This window comes from Lactobacillus delbrueckii subsp. bulgaricus, assembly GCF_046938665.1.
Classification (GTDB): Bacteria; Bacillota; Bacilli; order Lactobacillales; family Lactobacillaceae; genus Lactobacillus; species Lactobacillus delbrueckii_C.
Map to the genome: position 1 here is coordinate 37,760 of NZ_JBKZCD010000003.1, position 17,619 is coordinate 55,378.

General features: G+C 49.6%; 14 protein-coding genes and 2 tRNA genes. All 16 read right to left on the reverse strand.

The features are described from left to right. Positions 1–29: 29 nt before the first annotated feature. Entirely contained in the window at positions 30–440 is a 411-nt protein-coding gene (locus ACLUXO_RS02805; protein WP_412136245.1) for a choline-binding protein, read from the reverse strand. A 222-nt stretch (positions 441–662) separates the two neighbouring features. Continuing rightward, entirely contained in the window at positions 663–1,451 is a 789-nt protein-coding gene (locus tag ACLUXO_RS02810) for a hypothetical protein (protein ID WP_412136246.1), read from the reverse strand. Between the two features lie 292 nt (positions 1,452–1,743). After that, a complete protein-coding gene (locus ACLUXO_RS02815; RefSeq protein ID WP_412136247.1) occupies positions 1,744–4,410 on the reverse strand; it encodes a calcium-translocating P-type ATPase, PMCA-type in 2,667 nt (888 codons plus the stop codon). Positions 4,411–4,615: 205 nt separating this feature from the next. After that, the gene (gene nadE / locus ACLUXO_RS02820; protein WP_412136248.1) at positions 4,616–5,446 is read right to left on the reverse strand and encodes an ammonia-dependent NAD(+) synthetase; all 831 of its coding nucleotides are present in this window, start codon (positions 5,444–5,446) and stop codon (positions 4,616–4,618) included. Between the two features lie 104 nt (positions 5,447–5,550). Next, positions 5,551–6,252 carry a glycosyltransferase family 32 protein gene (locus tag ACLUXO_RS02825; RefSeq protein ID WP_412136249.1) on the reverse strand — a complete coding sequence of 234 codons (702 nt, stop codon included), beginning with the start codon at positions 6,250–6,252 and terminating at the stop codon, positions 5,551–5,553. Then, a complete protein-coding gene (locus tag ACLUXO_RS02830; protein ID WP_412136250.1) occupies positions 6,249–7,349 on the reverse strand; it encodes a glycosyltransferase in 1,101 nt (366 codons plus the stop codon). Before ACLUXO_RS02830 ends, ACLUXO_RS02825 begins: the two co-directional genes overlap by 4 nt. Continuing rightward, the gene (locus ACLUXO_RS02835; protein WP_412136251.1) at positions 7,349–8,083 is read right to left on the reverse strand and encodes a WecB/TagA/CpsF family glycosyltransferase; all 735 of its coding nucleotides are present in this window, start codon (positions 8,081–8,083) and stop codon (positions 7,349–7,351) included. The genes ACLUXO_RS02830 and ACLUXO_RS02835 overlap by 1 nt, the downstream gene beginning before the upstream one ends. 50 nt (positions 8,084–8,133) lie before the next feature. Beyond that, positions 8,134–9,561 carry an oligosaccharide flippase family protein gene (locus tag ACLUXO_RS02840; RefSeq protein WP_412136252.1) on the reverse strand — a complete coding sequence of 476 codons (1,428 nt, stop codon included), beginning with the start codon at positions 9,559–9,561 and terminating at the stop codon, positions 8,134–8,136. Between the two features lie 3 nt (positions 9,562–9,564). Beyond that, the gene (locus tag ACLUXO_RS02845) at positions 9,565–10,704 is read right to left on the reverse strand and encodes a CDP-glycerol glycerophosphotransferase family protein (RefSeq protein WP_412136253.1); all 1,140 of its coding nucleotides are present in this window, start codon (positions 10,702–10,704) and stop codon (positions 9,565–9,567) included. Between the two features lie 162 nt (positions 10,705–10,866). Beyond that, a complete protein-coding gene (locus ACLUXO_RS02850) occupies positions 10,867–11,568 on the reverse strand; it encodes a GntR family transcriptional regulator (protein WP_412136254.1) in 702 nt (233 codons plus the stop codon). 66 nt (positions 11,569–11,634) lie between these two features. Further along, on the reverse strand, positions 11,635–12,702 hold the full coding sequence (locus ACLUXO_RS02855) for a hypothetical protein (protein ID WP_412136255.1): 1,068 nt from the start codon (positions 12,700–12,702) through the stop codon (positions 11,635–11,637). A gap of 12 nt (positions 12,703–12,714) precedes the next feature. Further along, positions 12,715–13,827, reverse strand: coding sequence for a hypothetical protein (locus tag ACLUXO_RS02860; protein ID WP_412136256.1), 1,113 nt, complete (start codon positions 13,825–13,827; stop codon positions 12,715–12,717). A gap of 167 nt (positions 13,828–13,994) precedes the next feature. Continuing rightward, complete coding sequence (locus tag ACLUXO_RS02865; protein WP_412136257.1) at positions 13,995–15,158, reverse strand: matrixin family metalloprotease; 1,164 nt, start codon at positions 15,156–15,158, stop codon at positions 13,995–13,997. A gap of 344 nt (positions 15,159–15,502) precedes the next feature. Continuing rightward, positions 15,503–17,110 (reverse strand): peptide ABC transporter substrate-binding protein, encoded by a 1,608-nt coding sequence (locus ACLUXO_RS02870; protein WP_412136258.1) that lies wholly within the window; start codon positions 17,108–17,110, stop codon positions 15,503–15,505. A gap of 283 nt (positions 17,111–17,393) precedes the next feature. Beyond that, positions 17,394–17,465, reverse strand: a tRNA-Gln gene (locus ACLUXO_RS02875). A gap of 5 nt (positions 17,466–17,470) precedes the next feature. Beyond that, positions 17,471–17,552: transfer RNA gene (locus tag ACLUXO_RS02880), tRNA-Tyr, on the reverse strand. Between the last annotated feature and the right edge of the window lie 67 nt (positions 17,553–17,619).

Consider the following 17,619-nt stretch of genomic DNA (forward strand, 5'->3'; position numbering starts at 1 on the left):
CTTTTGCCTTTTGCATCCTACCGCTCACATCACTTATAGTCCGCACTGAAGTGAAACTTTACTCTTGCTGAGTGAGGATCATTTTTATCAGTACGAGCATCCCCCCAATACTTACGATCTCTCAACCCAGTATTGTCATCGGCACGCTTAGTCTTATTTTTGATTAACACAACAAATGATGATCGCTTTTGTGCTTTATTGTTAATTAATCTAACCTTAATAGGCTTGGTACGCTTCGGAACAACATCCCCATTAAATGAAGCGTAGGACGACTGTGTCTGCTTAACATTAGGATTTCCCCAACTGCTCCATCTTCCGTAAGATGACACATCTTCAACACTAATAGTCCAGGTTCCCGCTGCTTGAACAACAGCCGCACTAGCAAACGGTAACAACAACATTCCACATAAAGCGAACTTCGATAATACTTTATGTTTCATTTTTTCTCATCCCTCTTTCTTGTAATACATTTAATACATAAACAGTTGAACAATTATCTTATTCATACCTCAAATTATAGCTCTTTTTCCCCTACTGTCAATACTTTTTTAATAATTTTGATTAAACAACTATATTTGTTTTAATCCAATCACATAAAGCCGCTTTTAATCGCTTTTTATTGCATAATAAATATACATTACACCAACATGAGCCGTTCCAGCCTAGCCTTTCTCTATATTCTTCATGTACCAAATTCTTAACAGAACCGCAGTCAGCATAATATAGAAAACCGCGGTCGTCGCGTAATTTAGATAATAGATTGCCGGGGAGGGATCTTGCACCATGGCATTCTCTATAGGGTTTATGATGTTGGTAGTATCCCAGATATTTGAAAGCACACGCACCATTCCGCCAATATCCCCAGATAAAGATTCTTGAATTGTTATAAGATAACCAATAACGGGACCTAAAAAGAAGCAAAGACTGGTTTTCTTGACAAACAAAGCTAGGATAAAAATGAAAATTGCAAAAATTCCCCAACCAAATCCATTTAGAATAGTCTTGATCACCAAATTAGCTAAATTATTTAGTGAAAAGTAGCCATCTCCACGGATCAGAATATCTTGTGCAAATGGTTGATATACAAAGTGATGGTAGAAAATATTGATTATCACCATTTCGATCAGACAGCCCAACCAATAAAGGATTGTTGCGCCCCAAAAAGTATATTTTATACTTTTCTTAAAAAAGTGACTCCAGCCAATTCGTGAAACGATACTATACAGTTCATGACTATTTTTCATATATATAGCCAAACCAGCACCAATCATGGGCACTAATAGATAACTGGTAATTTCTCCAATTACAGTTTCATTTGCACCACCGTATTGGACCATATCATATAAATAGTCAAAGGCATAATCGTTGCTTTTTAATACTGGAAGATTGTCATAGATTGCATACGCCACTTGCCCTATGATAACTAGCAAGTAGATCACTACTGCTCCCACATATATTTTTCTCGTCCTGGTCAACATACTCTTTCCTCCAAAACTTTACACAGCACAAACGTGAACAAATTGTGACCTTTTCTCCTTTGATTATAGTTCAATCTGAACTTACGTCAATACTTTTTCTAAGAATAGCGTTTTATATTATTATTTACTCCAGCTACCCCATTATTATTAACATAATATAAAGATTATTGCAGCCGGCTCAAGTCCTTACGATTTCACCATACCTTTTTTCACGCAACAAAAAATGCCCGGACTTGCGTCCAGGCATTTTTGTGAATTATTATCTTTAATTGTTCCGTTGATCAGCTTTTCTCTCAAAGAACTTAACGATTTCGACGATCACGATCATCAAAACGCCCATCCCCAGAACAGTCAGCCATTGATCCAGGTGCAATTCTGAAACTGCAAAGACTCTGGTCAAGAATGGCAATTCAACTGCCGCCATAATCAAGGCTGACAGAATAATCGCCCCATTGAACCACTTGTTGGCAAAAGTGCTCTTTTGGAAGATTGACTGCTTCACATACTTAGAGTTAATCGCGTGGAAGAGCTGGATCAGACCCAAAGTCAGGAAGGCCATGGTCAACGCGTCTTCATGCGGGTTAGTCCCCTGTGGCAGAACGTGCAGACCCAAACCATAAGCGGTCAAGACCAGAACACCTTCCAGGATCCCCTGGTAGATAATTGAGCTGGCCACACCACCTGAGAAGAAGTTAGAATTCTTCCCCCGCGGCTTCTTGTTCATGATCCCCTTTTCAATTGGTTCAACACCCAAGGCAATCGCCGGCAGGGTGTCAGTTACCAAGTTGATCCACAAAAGCTGCACTGGCTTCAAAACATCCCAGCCCAGCAAAGTCATCAAGAAGACCGTCAATACTTCGCCGACGTTGCAGCTCATCAAGTACAGAATCGCCTTCTGAATGTTGGCGAAGACCTTCCGCCCTTGCTTGACCGCTTCCACGATCGTTGCGAAGTTGTCGTCAGCCAGAACCATGTCGGCCGCGCCCTTGGAGACTTCCGTACCGGTAATCCCCATGCCGACCCCGATGTCGGCCTGCTTCAGACTCGGCGCGTCGTTGACCCCGTCACCGGTCATAGCCACGATCTTGCCATTTGCCTGCCAGGCCTTCACAATTCTAACCTTGTGTTCTGGTGAAACCCGGGCATAAACGCTGTAGTCACCGACATGCTTAGTAAAGTAGTCATCGCTCAGCTTGTCCAATTGCGCCCCGGTAATTACAGCATCGTCGCGGCCCTTTTCAACCAGGCCCAGCCGTTCGGCAATCGCCTGCGCCGTAACTTGGTGGTCACCAGTAATCATGATCGTTCTGATCCCGGCCCGGTGAGCTTCCGCGATCGCGTCCTTGGCTTCCGGCCGCTCTGGGTCGATCATGCCGACCAAACCGGCAAAGATCAGATCTTGTTCAACATTGTCAGTCGTCGGGTCAGCGTATGGCTGGTCAACAACCTTGTAAGCCATCGCCAAAACCCGGAGGGCTTGCTTGGCCATTTCATTGTTGCTTGCCAAAATGGCCTTCTTTTGTTCAGCGCTGATTTCGCTCAGCTCGCCGTTGATGTTGACATACTTGACTCTTTCCAAAAGCATGTCCGGCGCGCCTTTGACGGCAACCATAAACTGGCCGTCATACTTGTTGACCGTACTCATCAACTTCCGGTCAGAGTCAAATGGCACTTCCTGTACCCGTGGGTGTTCTGCCAAAAAGTCGCTCACTGGCAGAGACTTGTGGAAACCGAATTGCACCAGGGCAGTTTCAGTCGGGTCACCCAAGAGCTCCCCGCCGTCTTGAATCTTGGTGTCATTGGCCAAAAGCATGGTAATCAAGGCCTGGTTGGTCAAGTCGATGTCATCGCTGGCATCATGCAGGATCCCGTCGTAGTAGACCTTTTCCACCGTCATCCGGTTCTGGGTCAAAGTACCAGTCTTGTCAGAAGCAATGATGTCCGTTGCCCCCAAGGTTTCAACGGCTGGCAGCTTTCTGACGATGGCCTTGTGGTCAGCCATGGTCTGGGTACCCAGGGCCAAAATGATCGTCACGATCGCTGGCAGCCCTTCCGGAATAGCGGCAACCGCCAGGGAAACCGCCGTCAAGAACATGTCGATCAGCAAAGCATTCATCGGTTCATGCTGCGGGTTCCGGATAACCCCGATAATGAAGACGACCACACAGATGGCCAGGATCATGTAAGTCAGGGTCTTGCCCAGCTGGTTCAAGTTCTGCTTAAGAGGAGTATCAGTTTCATCAGCTTCGTTCAGCATCTTGGCGATGTTGCCGACTTCCGTGTTCATCCCCGTAGCGACAACCACACCTTCCCCGCGCCCGTAGGTCACGTTAGTGCTGGAGTAAGCCATGTTGATCCGGTCACCCAGGGCAATGTCTTCCCCTTGCAGGGTTTCATTACTCTTTTCCACCGGAACTGATTCCCCGGTCAAGGCAGCTTCTTCAATCTTCAAACTTTCCGCTACCAAAAGCCGCAGGTCAGCCGGAACCACGTCACCGGCTTCCAGCAAGACCACGTCGCCAGGCACGATTTCCGTTGACGGAACTTCAATTACCGCTCCGTCCCGGCGCACCCTGGCGCTTGGCGTGGACATGTCCTTCAAAGCTTCAATCGCTGCTTCTGACCGGGCTTCCTGGATCACGCCCAGGACCGCGTTCAAAAGCACAACTACTAAAATAATCCCCGCGTCTGTCCATTCCTGGGCAACTACCCCGGACAAAACAGCGGCAACCAGCAGGACGATGATCATCAAGTCCTTGAACTGGTCCATGAAGCGGGCAAACATTGAACGTTTCTTCTTGCCGGCCAAAGCGTTCGGGCCGTATTGGTCCAGGCGCTTCTTGGCTTCAGCCGAACTGATCCCGTGGTTGGCGTCCGAGTTAAACTCGGCTAAAGTGCCCGGGATGTCCTGGCTGTAATACTTCTTAGCCACAGTATTTTCCTCCTTTAAAAAGAAAAGAGACTTACGTGCCCCTTAACAAAAGCACATAAGTCTCACTAATTAAGACAAGCCCAGGAAACCAACGCGGTTCCCGGCTGTTGGGCTTGTCGCAAGCTATGCTTGCCGTTACTCCCTTATGACATGAATAATATAGCAAAAATTAGCACTTTAAACAAGTGTTTCACTAAATCTGCCCCTATTTTTTATAATAATCGTCAAAGATGGTAACCGGCAAATGACGTTTGTGCTCACTCTTGGTCCACAATTCTTCGATTCTTTCGGCTGCCTTCTCGCTGACATCCCGGCCTTCCAGGTAGTCATCGATTTCCTCGTAGGTCACGCCCAAGGCAACTTCATCTGGCAAAGATGGCTTCTCTTCTTCCAGGTCGGCCGTCGGTGCCTTCAAGTAAAGGTGTTCCGGGCAGCCCAGGGCAGCCAGGAGCTGCTTGCCCTGCCGCTTGTCCAAACGGAAGAGCGGGGTCAAGTCAGCCGCGCCATCGCCGTACTTGGTGTAGAAGCCAGAGAAGTTTTCGGCCGCGTGGTCAGTCCCCACAACCGCGCCCTGGTTGGCCCCGGCAATGGCATACTGCATGACCATTCTTTGCCGGGCCTTGATGTTGCCCTTGTTAAAGTCGGTCATTTCCACGCCCGTTTCCTTCAAGGTCGCCACCATGGCGTCAGTGGCTGGCTTGATGTTTTCGATCAAGTCCACGTCCGGCTGGATGAAGGCTACCGCGTCAGCGGCATCAGCGGCATCGGCCTGGACGCCGTATGGCAGGCGGACGGCGATAAACTTGTAGCTGTCATCGCCAGTTTCTTCCCGCATTTCGGAAATTGCCATCTGAGTCAGCTTCCCGGTCAAGGTTGAGTCCTGGCCCCCGGAAATCCCCAAAACATATGACTTCAAGAAGGGGTTGGCCTTCAGGTAGTCCTTTAAGAAGTCAACCGTCTTGCGGATTTCTTCCTGGGGATCGATTTCCGGCAAAACGTGCTCATATTCGACAATTTTCTTTTGCAACTCTCTCATTTGCTGCCTCGCAATCTTCTACTTTGTTTTTTCTACCTTTAATTATACTCAAAAAATGCAGTCCCTGTTTTCAGAAATGTATTTTCACGAGATTCTTTAAAAAATTAGCGTCTGAAGAGCTGGTAGTAAATTTTCGCAGCTTTTTGACTGCGGATATGTAATTTCAAAAAGGTGACCAGGTCATGCTTCCAGGAATTTTTTCCTTCCAGCCAGGTCCCGGTAAAAAGGTGAATGGACCGGGAATGAGGGGAAGGGTTGCAGAGGATCCCGTCTGGATAAACATGGATCCCCTCCTTTAATACCTGCTCTTGGTTGCCAGTCTTAAGGCCGTACTTTTCTTTGAGTATTTCCGTGACGGACAGGGAGTTGACCCCGGCCAGCTGGTCCTTTTGGTCAAAGGCAAAATCCAGGTCGTTATAGTAGTGCAGGATGTCAGCCATAAAAGGATGGCCCTTCTCTGCCGCGATAATGGCCGCTGACAAGTAGTCATTGTTTTCAAAGCCGATAAAGGCCCGGTCATTTAGCAAGTCGGAAAAATCTTTTAAGACCATGACATCGGTGTCCAGGTAGATCCCGCCCATTTCATAGAGGGCCTTGGCCCGGACATAGTCGGAAACGAAAGCCCACTTCTTGGCCTGGTAAGCCTGCTTGACATATTTGTTAGCATTTAGGTCCAGCTTGTCTTCATTCCATTCGATGATTTCATAGTCCGGCAGGCGCTTTTGCCAAGAGGCCAGACAGGTCTGGATGGTCTTGGACTTGGGATTGCCACCCACCCAGACATAGTGGATAATTTTGGGAATCATGCTCTTCCTCCTTGCAGGCAGGCCTGGTAGCCGGCCAGAACGTCAGCCAGTTGCCGGTCCAGGGAAAAGTGCTGGCGGGCATAGGCTTTTTCCGCTTGGGCAATTGCTGCCAGTTCTTCTTTTGGCAAAGCGGCGATGGCTTTTAACTGGCCGGCCATGGCTTTTTCCTCGTTGACCGGCACGACCCAGCCTTTCCCTTCTGGAATCAGCTCCCTGGCCCCGCCCACGTCAGTGGATAAAAGCGGGAGCAGGTTGTCGGCTGCTTCCAGCAAGACCAGGGGGAAGCTTTCTGAGTAAGAAGACAAGACGGCCAGATCCATCTTCCGGTAGAGCTGCCTTAATTCTGCTTGGGTCAAAAAGCCGGTGAAAGTCACTTGGTCGGTTAAGGCCAAATCCTGCCGTAATTTTTTCAAATCTGCTTCCTGGCTGCCGCTGCCAGCGATATAGAGGTGAGCTTGCGGCAAATTGGCTGCTTTAAATGCCTTGAGCAAAAGATCTTGCCCCTTGACCTTTTCCAGGCGGCCAACATTGATAATGTTGAAGCCAGCGTGGTCTTCCTTGCCTGCTATATTTCGATTGTCCCTAAAGTTGATCCCGTTGTAGATAACGTGAATCCGGCCCGGCTTTACTCCGTAATTCAGCAGGATTTTTTCAAAACGGGGAGTGATGGCGAAGACCCCGTCCGCCTGCTTGATCGTCCGCAGGTTCAGCTTGGTAAAAATCTTCCCCGCGATTCCCCGCCCTTCAAAGTCAATCGCGGGATCCGAGTGGACCGTAATCAGCCAGGGGCAAGGCAAGGATGACTTGATCAAGCTGACAAAAAGGTTGGCCCGGGCCCCATGGCTGTGGACCAGGTCGTAATGTCCATCCTTGACTGTCTTTTTCAGCCGCTTGAGCAGGGCCAGGTCGTAGCGGCTGGACCCGCCCAAAACAATAGTCTTGATCCCCTTTTCCCGGGCAGCCTGGGCAACTGGTCCTTCCGCGAAGGTCAAGAGGTCAAAGTCCTGCCCCGCCTTTTTGGCCTGGGAGAGCAGGTTCACGATATGAGTCAGCCCGCCCCCGCTTTCCAGGCCGGCGTTGATGTGCAGTACTTTCATTATTGCTGGTCCTGCTTCTTGCTCTTTTTAACTTCCAGGACGAATTTTGGCAAGACCATCATCCGGCCGATCCGGCTTGGTTCCTTCAAGAGCCGGTAGAACCATTCCAGGTGGGCGTCCTGGAAGAGCTGTGGTGCCCGCTTGACAGCGCCGGCGAAGACGTCAAAGCTGCCGCCCACCCCCATCATGCTGGCTGGCAAGTTTTGCTTGCGCAAGATGGCCAGGAGCTTCTCCTGCTTAGGAAAGCCCAGGGCCGCGAAGACCAGGTCGGGCTTGGCTTGGGCGATCCGGCTGGCAATTTCCGGCAGGGCGTCTTGGGAGTAGCCGTCTTCAGCGCCAACTAAGTCGATGCCCGGGTAGTCCTTGGCGATTTTTTCCTTAACGGCGGCGATCACGGCTGGCTTGGCCCCAATCAGGTAGACCCGCAAGTGGTCTTCATTGGCGATTTGCAGGTACCAGCAGAAGAGGTCGTAGCCGGTTACTCTCTCCGGCAGCTTCAGCCCCAGCATCTTGGCCCCCTTGATGATGCCGATCCCGTCAGCCGTCACGTAGTCAGCCACATTGTTGATGATCTCCCGGTATTCCGGGTCCTCCTTGGCGGCCATGACGATTTCCGGGTTGGCCGTGACCACCAGGGTGGATTCTTTTTTCCGCAAGCGGTCCAAAAAGCGGGCTTCAAATTCCGCCAGGCTGTACTTGTCGAAGCCAACGCCCAAAATGTTGATTTTTACCATGCTTACACGCTTTCTTTGTTTATTCTTGCTGATTTCTTCCTTATTAATAGCTATTTTTTTAAGCGCTTTTTGACGATCGTGACCAAGTCTTCGTTCAAGTCAAACTTCAAGAACCAGAGCATGGCCAGGTACAAGGCCATAATAACCAGGGACTTGACCGTCATGTTGATCAAAGCACTTGGAATCTGCCAAGGCCACAGCATCCCTGCCGCCAGGCTGACCCCCATGGCCAAAAAGCACTTAGGCACGTCGCTGAAAGTTTCCTTGAAGTCGTAACCGTCCCGCACAATCCAGCAGCGCAGAAAGAGAACGACGGCTTCGGTCAAGAGGATCGCCACCATGGCCCCTGCTGCCCCGAAAGGCCGGTCCAAAAAGTAGCTGAAGACCAGCTCCAGGACCGCCCCGATCGTAACCGGAATGGCATAGTCCTTGTCCCGCTTGTTGGCCAGGGCAAACTGGTTGGCGAAGACCCCGCCCATGGGGATCAAGATGATGGTCAAGGTAAAGAAGAACATCAAGGGGGTCATCGGGATATATTTTTTCCCGAAGAAAAAGGGCACGAATTCCTTGGTATTGGCCATGACCACCACGGCAAACATGGTTCCCAGCATGGTCGTGGCTTCCAGGGACTTCTTCAAAACCTTCTTCTGGGTTTCCTTCCCCTGGACCGCCATCTGGGGCATGATGACCAGGGAAATACTGGTGATCACCCCCAGGATCATGTTGGAAATCCGCTGGGAGTTGTCATAGTAAGAGACCTGGGCCGTATTTTGGAAGAGACCCAAAAGGGGCTTGTCCAAGGAAGTGTAAATCTGGGTCGCGATCTGGGGAATCATCAAGGTCATGATGGCCCGGCGGGTTTCCGTAAAGCGGTAAAAGTGCTTGACTGGCCGGCCGACATACTTGCCGATGCTGAACCAGAAGACAAAGGAGCCCAGCATGGTAGACACGGACATGATCAGGAAATACTTCCACAGGTCAGCCGGACTTTTGATCAAAAGCAAGATAAAGACCACGCTGACGATCTTGACGATGGTATTTCTTAAGACCACCCGGCCAAAATCAGCCAGGCCTTGGAAGAACCAGGAGATGTCAAACTGGGCGGCAATCAAGTATGGCAGCATCAGCAAAAAGTAGTTCCAGTAGCGGACCTTGAGGATTAGGCAGGTCAAGACAGTCAAGGCGATGGTTGCCAAGCCGCCGATAAACTGGAAGTACCACAGGCCCCAGAAGGCCTCGGTCAGTTCCCCGCTCTTGCTTTTGGCCCGGGCTTTAGAGATGCTTCTGACCCCGATATTGGATAAAGACAGGACGCAGAAGATCATCAGAAACTGGACCGTGTTGTTGACGCTGGAATAGATCCCGTAGGTCGTCGGGCCCAGGACTCTGGACAGGTAAGGAACCGTGATCAAGGGCACCAGGACCAGGAAGACCTGGTAGACCGCGTTATAGAAGATGTTCAGAAAAGTTTTTTTCAAGGATCAGACCCCGCTTAAGTAATCAAAAATTGTCTGGCAGGCATGGCCATGGTCGGCCTGGTCGCTCAGCTCCAGCCACTTTTTCCGCTCAAGGGCGTACTTGTCTTTTTCGCCCAGCTGCTTGACCAGGTCAGCCTGGCTGGCCACGCAGGGACCTGGGACGATTTTTTCATAAGGCCCCAGCAAAAAGCCACGGGTCTTTTCATACTGGGCCAGGTAGTTGGTAATGAAAATCAGCGGCTTGTCCAAGTGGAGGTAGTCAAAATAGATCGAAGAGAAGTCGGTCATGAGGAAGTCGGTGGCTCCCAGGATTTCGTAGAGGTCCAGCTTTTTCGCCAAAAGGTCGGAATTGTTCAAAAAGGCCACGTGCTTGGCTTCCAAGTGGAAATCGCTGAAGAGCTTCATTTCCCATGGGTGGAGCTTGACCAGGAGGTACTGCTTTCTAGCAGCCAGGGCCTGGTCTAAAGCGGCCAGGTCGAAGTCGCTGAAGGCAAAAAAGTTCCCTTCTTTAATCCGCTCCATCACTTCCGGGTCGTCTAATTCATAGCGGAAGGTCGGCACATAGATCCCTACTTGGGCCTCCGGGTCCTGGCAGGAGAAAAAGTCGCTCAGGAGCTGGTCCTTCTGATAAGGAGACTTGAGCAAGGAATCAATTCTGGGGAAACCCAGCTGGACATAGCGGGGACCTTCAATCCCCATGCAGGCGCTCATCAAGCTTTCATAGAGTTCCGAACTGGAGGTGACCAGGTCGGCCGTCTTATGCCAGAGCTTTTCATTTCTCTGGTTGTCCCGGCGCTGGGTATTGTTGGCCATGGTCCCCATCCGCTTGAGGGGAATCCCGTGCCAGAGGGCCAGGTTGACCTGGCTTTTCCGGACCTTGAAGGGCTGGTGGGTGGTTAAGACGTACTTGGCCCGGCCGATTTTTTGCCAGTCTGACCAGGGCAGGTGGGAAGAAGGCCAGGGCTCGATCAAGTAGGCCGTAACTTCCGGGTGCTCGCGGCGCAGGTATTTATAAAAGAGGTAGCCATTGGACCCCGACCGGCCGGCCCCGTTCAAGATTACGTATGTGTTGGGGTCTTCTTTTTGCCAGCGGGCCAAAAATTTCATGACTGCCAGATATAGGCGGAATAGTATGCTTTTCATAGTGCCTCGTTAATCATTAGCTAATAGTATCAAGTCCATTTTAGCAAATTCGCCCCCTGCCGCCAAAAGCAAGTTCCATCTTTTGGCCTTTTTTAAAGGAAGCAAAAAGAGGCAGGACTGAACCTGTCTCTTTGTCATTTTCATCTTTAGCTAGTCAGCTGGCTATTTACTGAAAGTAAATTCGAAGCGCTCACCCACGTATGAAGCCCGCGTGTATTCAAAGGGCCGGCCATCAGCCAGCTTGGTGACCTGCCGGCGGGTGATCAAGGCTTCCCCGCGGCGGCAGTTGAGCAGGCGGGCTTCCTGTTCATTGGCAACGGCGGCTGAGATGTACTCAGTTGCATCCCCGATCTGGTAGCCCCCCTGCTTCTCCAAGGTCTGGTAGAGGTGGCTTGACACGTCATCCTTGGCAAAAGGCGCGATCAAATCTTCCGGCACCGTCACGATTTCGTGGCAGATCGGCACCTGGTCGGCATAGCGGATCCGCTCCATGCGCAGGACCTTGTCGCTGCCTGCCAGAGCCAGGCGTTCTTTTTCCGACAGGGAAGGCTGGGTGATCTTGTAGGAAACCAGCTTGCTGGACGGGGTCTGCCCGTTGGCCCGGGTGATTTCGGTAAAGGACATGATCCCGGACATCTTCTCCTGGACCTTCTGGCTGGCCACGTAGGTCCCGCTGCCCAGCCGCCTTTCCAGAATCCCTTCTTCCTCCAGGGTCTTGATGGCCTGGCGCAGGGTCATCCGCGACACCTTGAACTGTTCAGCCAGCTGCCGTTCAGCTGGAATCCGGTCCCCCACCTGGTAGACATGGTTTTCAATGTCCCGGCGCAGCTGGTTGTGAATTTTGATATACATTGGTTCTTGCATCGGTCTTTCCCCCCACAGAATCATCAAGCTTGGATCTTAATTAAATTCTATAGCAAAAGGCGGCCTTTAGACAAGTTTACATTTTATTCCTGTCAATTTTACCTTGCCCTGGCCAGTCTGCTTAACCAGCAGCTGGTCCTGGTCGCTCTCCAAAACATTGCCTAAGATCCCGGCTTTGTCAGCCAGGCGCAAGTGGCTGCCAGCCACGTTTAAGAGGGCATCCTGCAGACGGACCTGGCTTGCATCCCTTAAACTAAGCCAAGTGCCTTCGCTGCAGGAAAAGTGCGGCCGGCAAAAAACAGCCTTGCCCTGGCCCATGATTGCCCCGGCCTCCAAGTGGCAGTTGGTTAAGTTGCTGCTGCCGCTGACCTGCTTGAATTGCTTAAAAGTGCAGTTTTGGAAAGCGGCTGATTTAGCTTTTTCCAAAAGGCTTGTCCCCGGCAAGTCACAGTTCAGAAGGTCGGCCTGGCCATTTTTCAGAGTTAAAGACAGGGCAGACTCAGTGAAGTAAAGGTCGTTTCCTTCGCTCAAGCTGGTCACCTGGTCAAAAGCCGTCTGGTCAAAGTGCCCTTCATAAGCCGAACTTTCCTCCAGGACAAAATCCCCCTTGATCTGGGACTGGCTGATGGCTAATGGGCCAAAGCCTTTGCCGGTAAAAGCAGCTGGAGTTGCCGCGATTTCACTGGAAGAGATCTGGACATGCTGCTCCTCATCGCCAACCAGGCGGATTCTCCCTTTGACCTGGCAGGAATAAAGTTCCAGCCAGACCGGCCCTAAGGTCATGAGAGCCATGCCTCTCTCCCCTTCTGCTGCTTCCAGCCGGCAGCCGCGCAGGGTCAGGTAAGGAGCATTTTCTCCTTCATAGACTCTGACCAGGGCTCCAGCAATTGCAGTAGTCTTGACGGCCAGATTTTCCAAGGTCAAATAGCGGCCATCCAGGATGACCGTGCCAACCAGGACCGTCATATCCGCTGCTGTCCCCGTCCCCTTGATCACGATATTCTTCAGCTTTTGCCCAAAAGGAATTTGATAAAAGCCGGGAGCCAGCATGAGCACGTCGTCGTCTTCCAGCTGGTCTAAAGCCTGCTCCCAGGACAAGTCCCGGGGGTCCTGGCTTACTTTGATTAAGCGCATGGTGGCTCCTTTCTATTCCTTCCGTTCAGTCCACTTGATTCCCATCAAAGAGATGTTTTCCGGATGCTCGCACTTGATTTCCAGTGGCGCTCCCTGGTAGTAAAGGGCGTTGGCCACTAAGCGGGCATCATTGTCGACCAGAACCGGCCAGTTTTGCGGGTCAAATTGCAGGTTCCGCCCTTTCAATACCGCCTGGTCAACCAGGAAGATGAAGTAAGGGTAGTCTCCGTTGCCGGAGAAGGTCACTAAGCTGCCGTCCATAAAGCTTTTTCCTTCCAGGCTGGCCGCGGCCGCGATCTGGACATTGGACAAAAAGCTCTGGCTCTCCCCCCGGGCCTGGAAATTATAGAGCTGGCTGTTCTGCATTAGCAAGTGGCAGTGGTCTTCGATGGCTAATTGACTTGGCATTTGGCTCTCCAGGATGTTCAGCCAGCATTCGCCCCGGGCATAAAGGCTGTAGTCCCGGTTAAGAAAACGGCCGGCGTAGACATTGACCCAGCTTTTGCCGCCTAAGTTAAGGTTGCCGATGGCGGAGTTATTGATGTTTAATTCGATGTTGCTGGAATCAAAGCTGTTGACCGTCCCCCGGATCTCGGAATTGTTAATGATAGCCGTCCCGGTCCCTTCCAAAGAGATGGTGCCGAATTTATCTGATTCATAGTCCAGCAGGCAGTCCGCCATTTCCAGGCGGAAATTGGCTTTTTCAAAAAAGGACAGGGTCCCGTTAAGCAGGCGGCAGGAGTACATCTCCACCGTGTCCTGACCATTGACGGAAATCGTGGTCGTCTTGCTGCCGGTCCCGGTCAAGACGCAGCCGCGCAAGATCAGGTAGCTGTTAGTCTCTTCCGGCAAATCCAGGGTGTTTACGTCCCCGTAAGGTTCCAGGGTCAAGTTTTCAAAAACCACCCGGGAGCTGTTTTCACCGATGGAGAAAAAGCTGCGGATCCGGGTGTCTTCCGGACTGGCCCCCAGGCCCTTGATGGTCACGTCTTCTAATAGCCGGCCCCGGGGCCAAACGTAATAGCCGGGCTCCAGCAGCAGATAGTCCCCCGGCTCCATGTCGAGCATGGCCCGGTGCCAGGTCACTTCACCGCCGCCGCTGCCAACCTTGATGTATTTAGGCATCTTTTGCCTCCTCAATAAAAGCTATCTTCTATTGTACCTGCTAACCCTTAAAAATAGGCAAACTAAGCTTGGTATTTTTCGCTTTTCTTGAAATATTAAAAGGCCAAGCCCCCAAATCAAAATGGGGGTCTTGACCTTTATCACCCTTTATACGATGTAAGATAATTTTAGTAATTCAGTGTTTGTTCTTGCCCTACAGGAACAATTGCGAACTTGGCCTTTTGGCTAGTTTTTTTGTTCTCTGCCTTAGCAGTAACTGTGAAGTTACCCTTCTTATCAGCTAATTCTTTTTCGCTGAAAGTAACTACAACCTGCTTTTTATTTGCACGAACACTCTTTACTAACTTATTCTTGTAGTAAAAGTTCAACTTACTACCCTTAGTGGTATTTACCGTGTAAGTAAGTTTTGCTGCTTCTTCTGGATGTGATGCCTTAACAGCAACTGGCTTAGCAGTCGCGTATTTGTCGGAAGTGATCTTATATGCCTTTGTTAACGCTTTACCTTTCTTATCCTGGGCAATCAAAGTGAAGTTTTTGTAGCCGGTAAATTTCACACTTGCCTTAAACTTACCTTTCTTGTCAACTTTTACATTCTTTACCGCTTTGCCATTGTAGCTAATTTTTACTGAATTAGCCCCTTTAGCCTGGCCAGTTACAGACAATGAATTAGTCTTAGACGTGTACTTAGTCTTAACCTTGCTGATCTTGGCTGATGCTGGAATATAGTTAGTAACAGTTACAACTTCTTCTTGACCATCCACTAAATCAAATGATGCAGCGGTAGAATAGATTTTTTCCATTCCTTTTACGTCACAAGATTTAATGGAATAAGATCTGTTAGCTGGATTCATTACTGATACACTACCGGATGAGTTATGGTCTAATCCTAATGCATGCCCAAGCTCATGTTCAGCTACATTAATCTGTTCAGCTTTGGTATATCCATATTTTTTGAAAACTGCTCTGTTTAATCTCACTTTACTTGAAATAATTTTTCCAGTTTTTAAATCGTAGCTGACTTGGTCATACCCGGCATATTTAAGACCGGAACTAGTATCATCTGAATAGCTGCTTACAGTAGTTTTTGAATGATTTGCTGCCTTTTTCCAAGTAAACCCATTCTTCTTCCACGCTGCAGTTGCAGTGTTCCACACATCTTTATAGTAATCAGAGGTGGATAAATCGTAATAGTAAGCATTGTTTTGCTTATAGCGGTAAGCAAGTGATGGGGTAATCGACTTAGTCGCAGCTTCAGCATTATTACTCCCAGTAACAAAAAGTCCAAGCAAAGCAAGTGCTGACGCTGGTACAGCTAATTTCTTTTTTAACATATTTTTCTCCTTCAACTATAGTTATTGCTTGTTTTCACTTTTATAATACATTATACTAAAAGCGGTTTCAAGCGTAAAAACCTTATAATCACAAAAAAATACGCAAGCTATCGCACTATACGGCAGGCTAAAAAGTATTTATATTAACTTGACAAATTCAAGAAAAACATAGCAAACGCTTTAAAAGGTATACAATTATTCCTCATTACCAATTCAGCTTGCTGATAATCAAAGATTATTCGTGATTTTGTAAAACAAAAATGTTATTTAATTAAAATAAGCAAAACATCTTTAAGAAATTAACAAAAAACGGTTCCTGCTCAAAAGCAGAAGCCGTGTAATTTTTACTTAATCTTGACATCCCAGTAGTAGGCAATAGTCCCGTAAGGAGACAGGCGGAAGCCGGTCACCTTGGACTTAAGCAGGTAGGAAACCCCGGCTTGGTAGAGCGGTGCCGCGAAAGCATCCTTTTGGATCAATTGCTTTTCGGCAGCGATCAAACTTGCCTGCCGCTTGGCTGGCTGGGTAGCGTAAGTGCTCTTTGCCTGGTTGATTTCCTTCCAGAAAGTGCTGTTCTTGTAGTCACTTTCCAGGTTAAAGAGGCCGCCGATGGTCAAGTAGTCGATCGGGTCCTGGAAGCTTGGCTGCCAAGTCCCGTAAACCATGTCGAAGTTGTGCTTGCTCGTGTCAGCCAGGCGGGACTTCAGCGGAATTGACCGCAATTTAACGGTCAAGCCCGGCAGGTTCTTCATCAAGTTGCTCTGCAGGTATTCGCCTACCCGCTTGGAAGCATCCATGTCACTAGTCAACAGTTCGATGGTGATCTTGGACTTGCCCAGCTGCTTTTTAGCCAAAGCCCATTCCTTTTGGGCCTGCTTCAGATTGTAGGTCATCAGCTTGCCGGCACTGGTCCGGTAGTCCTTGCCGTTTTCATCATAGATGAAGTCGCTGGCTACCAGGCCTTGAGCCGCCTTGCCTGAGTGCAGGACCGTCTTCACCAGTTCCTGCTTGTTCACGCCCAGGCTGATTGCCCGGCGGACGTGGACATTGCCAGTGGTCTTGCGCTTCAAGTTAAAGACCATGTAGCCGTTGGTCGGCGTGGTCTTCGTGTGGTAGTCGGCGTTCTTTTCATACTGCTTGACGTAGTCAGAATCAACTGGCGCGTAGTCCAGCTGCCCGCCCTTATAGAGGTTGAGGCCGGTAGAGGTGGTCTTGATGACCTGGACCTTGACCGCGCTCAAGCTGACGGACTTGGCATTCCAGTAAGTCTTGTTCTTCTTCAAAGTCCACTTGAGATTGGACCCGGTCCACTGGCTGACAGTAAATGGCCCGTTGTAAACTAGCTTGCTAGAGCTGGTCCCGTAGCTGGACCCGTACTTTTTGACGATCTTCGTGTCTTGCGGGTAGAATTGGGCCCCAGTCAAGAGGTCCGGCAGGTACTGGATCGGATTTTCCAAGGTGATCTGCAGCTTGTACTTGCCCAAGGCCTTGATGCCCAGGCTGGACACCTTCTTCTTGCCGGCCACGATGTCCGTCCCGTTCTTGATCACCTGGTAGCTGTCGCTGTCCAGGGAATCGTTCTTGGGGTCAACCGTCCGCCGCCAGGCAGTAACGTAGTCCTGGGCCGTGACCGGGTCCCCGTTAGACCACTTGGCATTTTTCCTAAGGGTAAAAGTGTAAACCTTTTGGTCCTTGGACTTGGTCACCTTGACCGCCCCGGCCAGCTGGGCCTGCCCCTTTTTATCAAAGCGGTAGAGCCCTTCCATGGAGTTCTGCAGGGTTTCAGAGCTGATGGTGTCCCCGTACTTGCTGGAGTCCAGGGTACTGATTTCCCCGGTCACAGCCGTCTTCATCACCTGCTTGGAGCTGGAAGCCCCCTTGTTTTGCCCGCAAGCTGCCAAAAGCGCGGCCGTTGCCAAAAGTGTTACTGAAGCAATCTTTTTCTTATGCATCTTTTATCTCCCGAGAGTTTACTTGTCCAATCCAATCTAATCTTACTTGTACTTAATGAACTTACTAAAAGTAACCAACAACTTACTTTTTCAGTATAGCAAGTAAACCTAAGAATGTACATCATTACTTATGAAAGAAATCCTTTTCTTTTAAAATTAATTTTCTCATCTGTTTTTAAGTACTTCTTCTGACCAAAAACTATTTTTCTTTTGCTTGGGGCAAAAAAAGAGCTCCTGACTCAGTCAGAAGCTCTTCTTTCGGGTTGGGTGTTCTTTAGAACAATTGCGTTAGCTGGATTCGAACCAGCGCATGACGGTACCAAAAACCGTTGCCTTACCACTTGGCTATAACGCAATCAATGGAGGAAAGTGGATTCGAACCACCGAACTCAGAGAGAGCGGTTTTACAGACCGCCGCGTTTAGCCACTTCGCTATTCCTCCGTTGAAGTACTCTATTATCTTAACGAAAAAACAGGGCAAGTGCAAGGTTTTTTGGCAATTTTTTTAC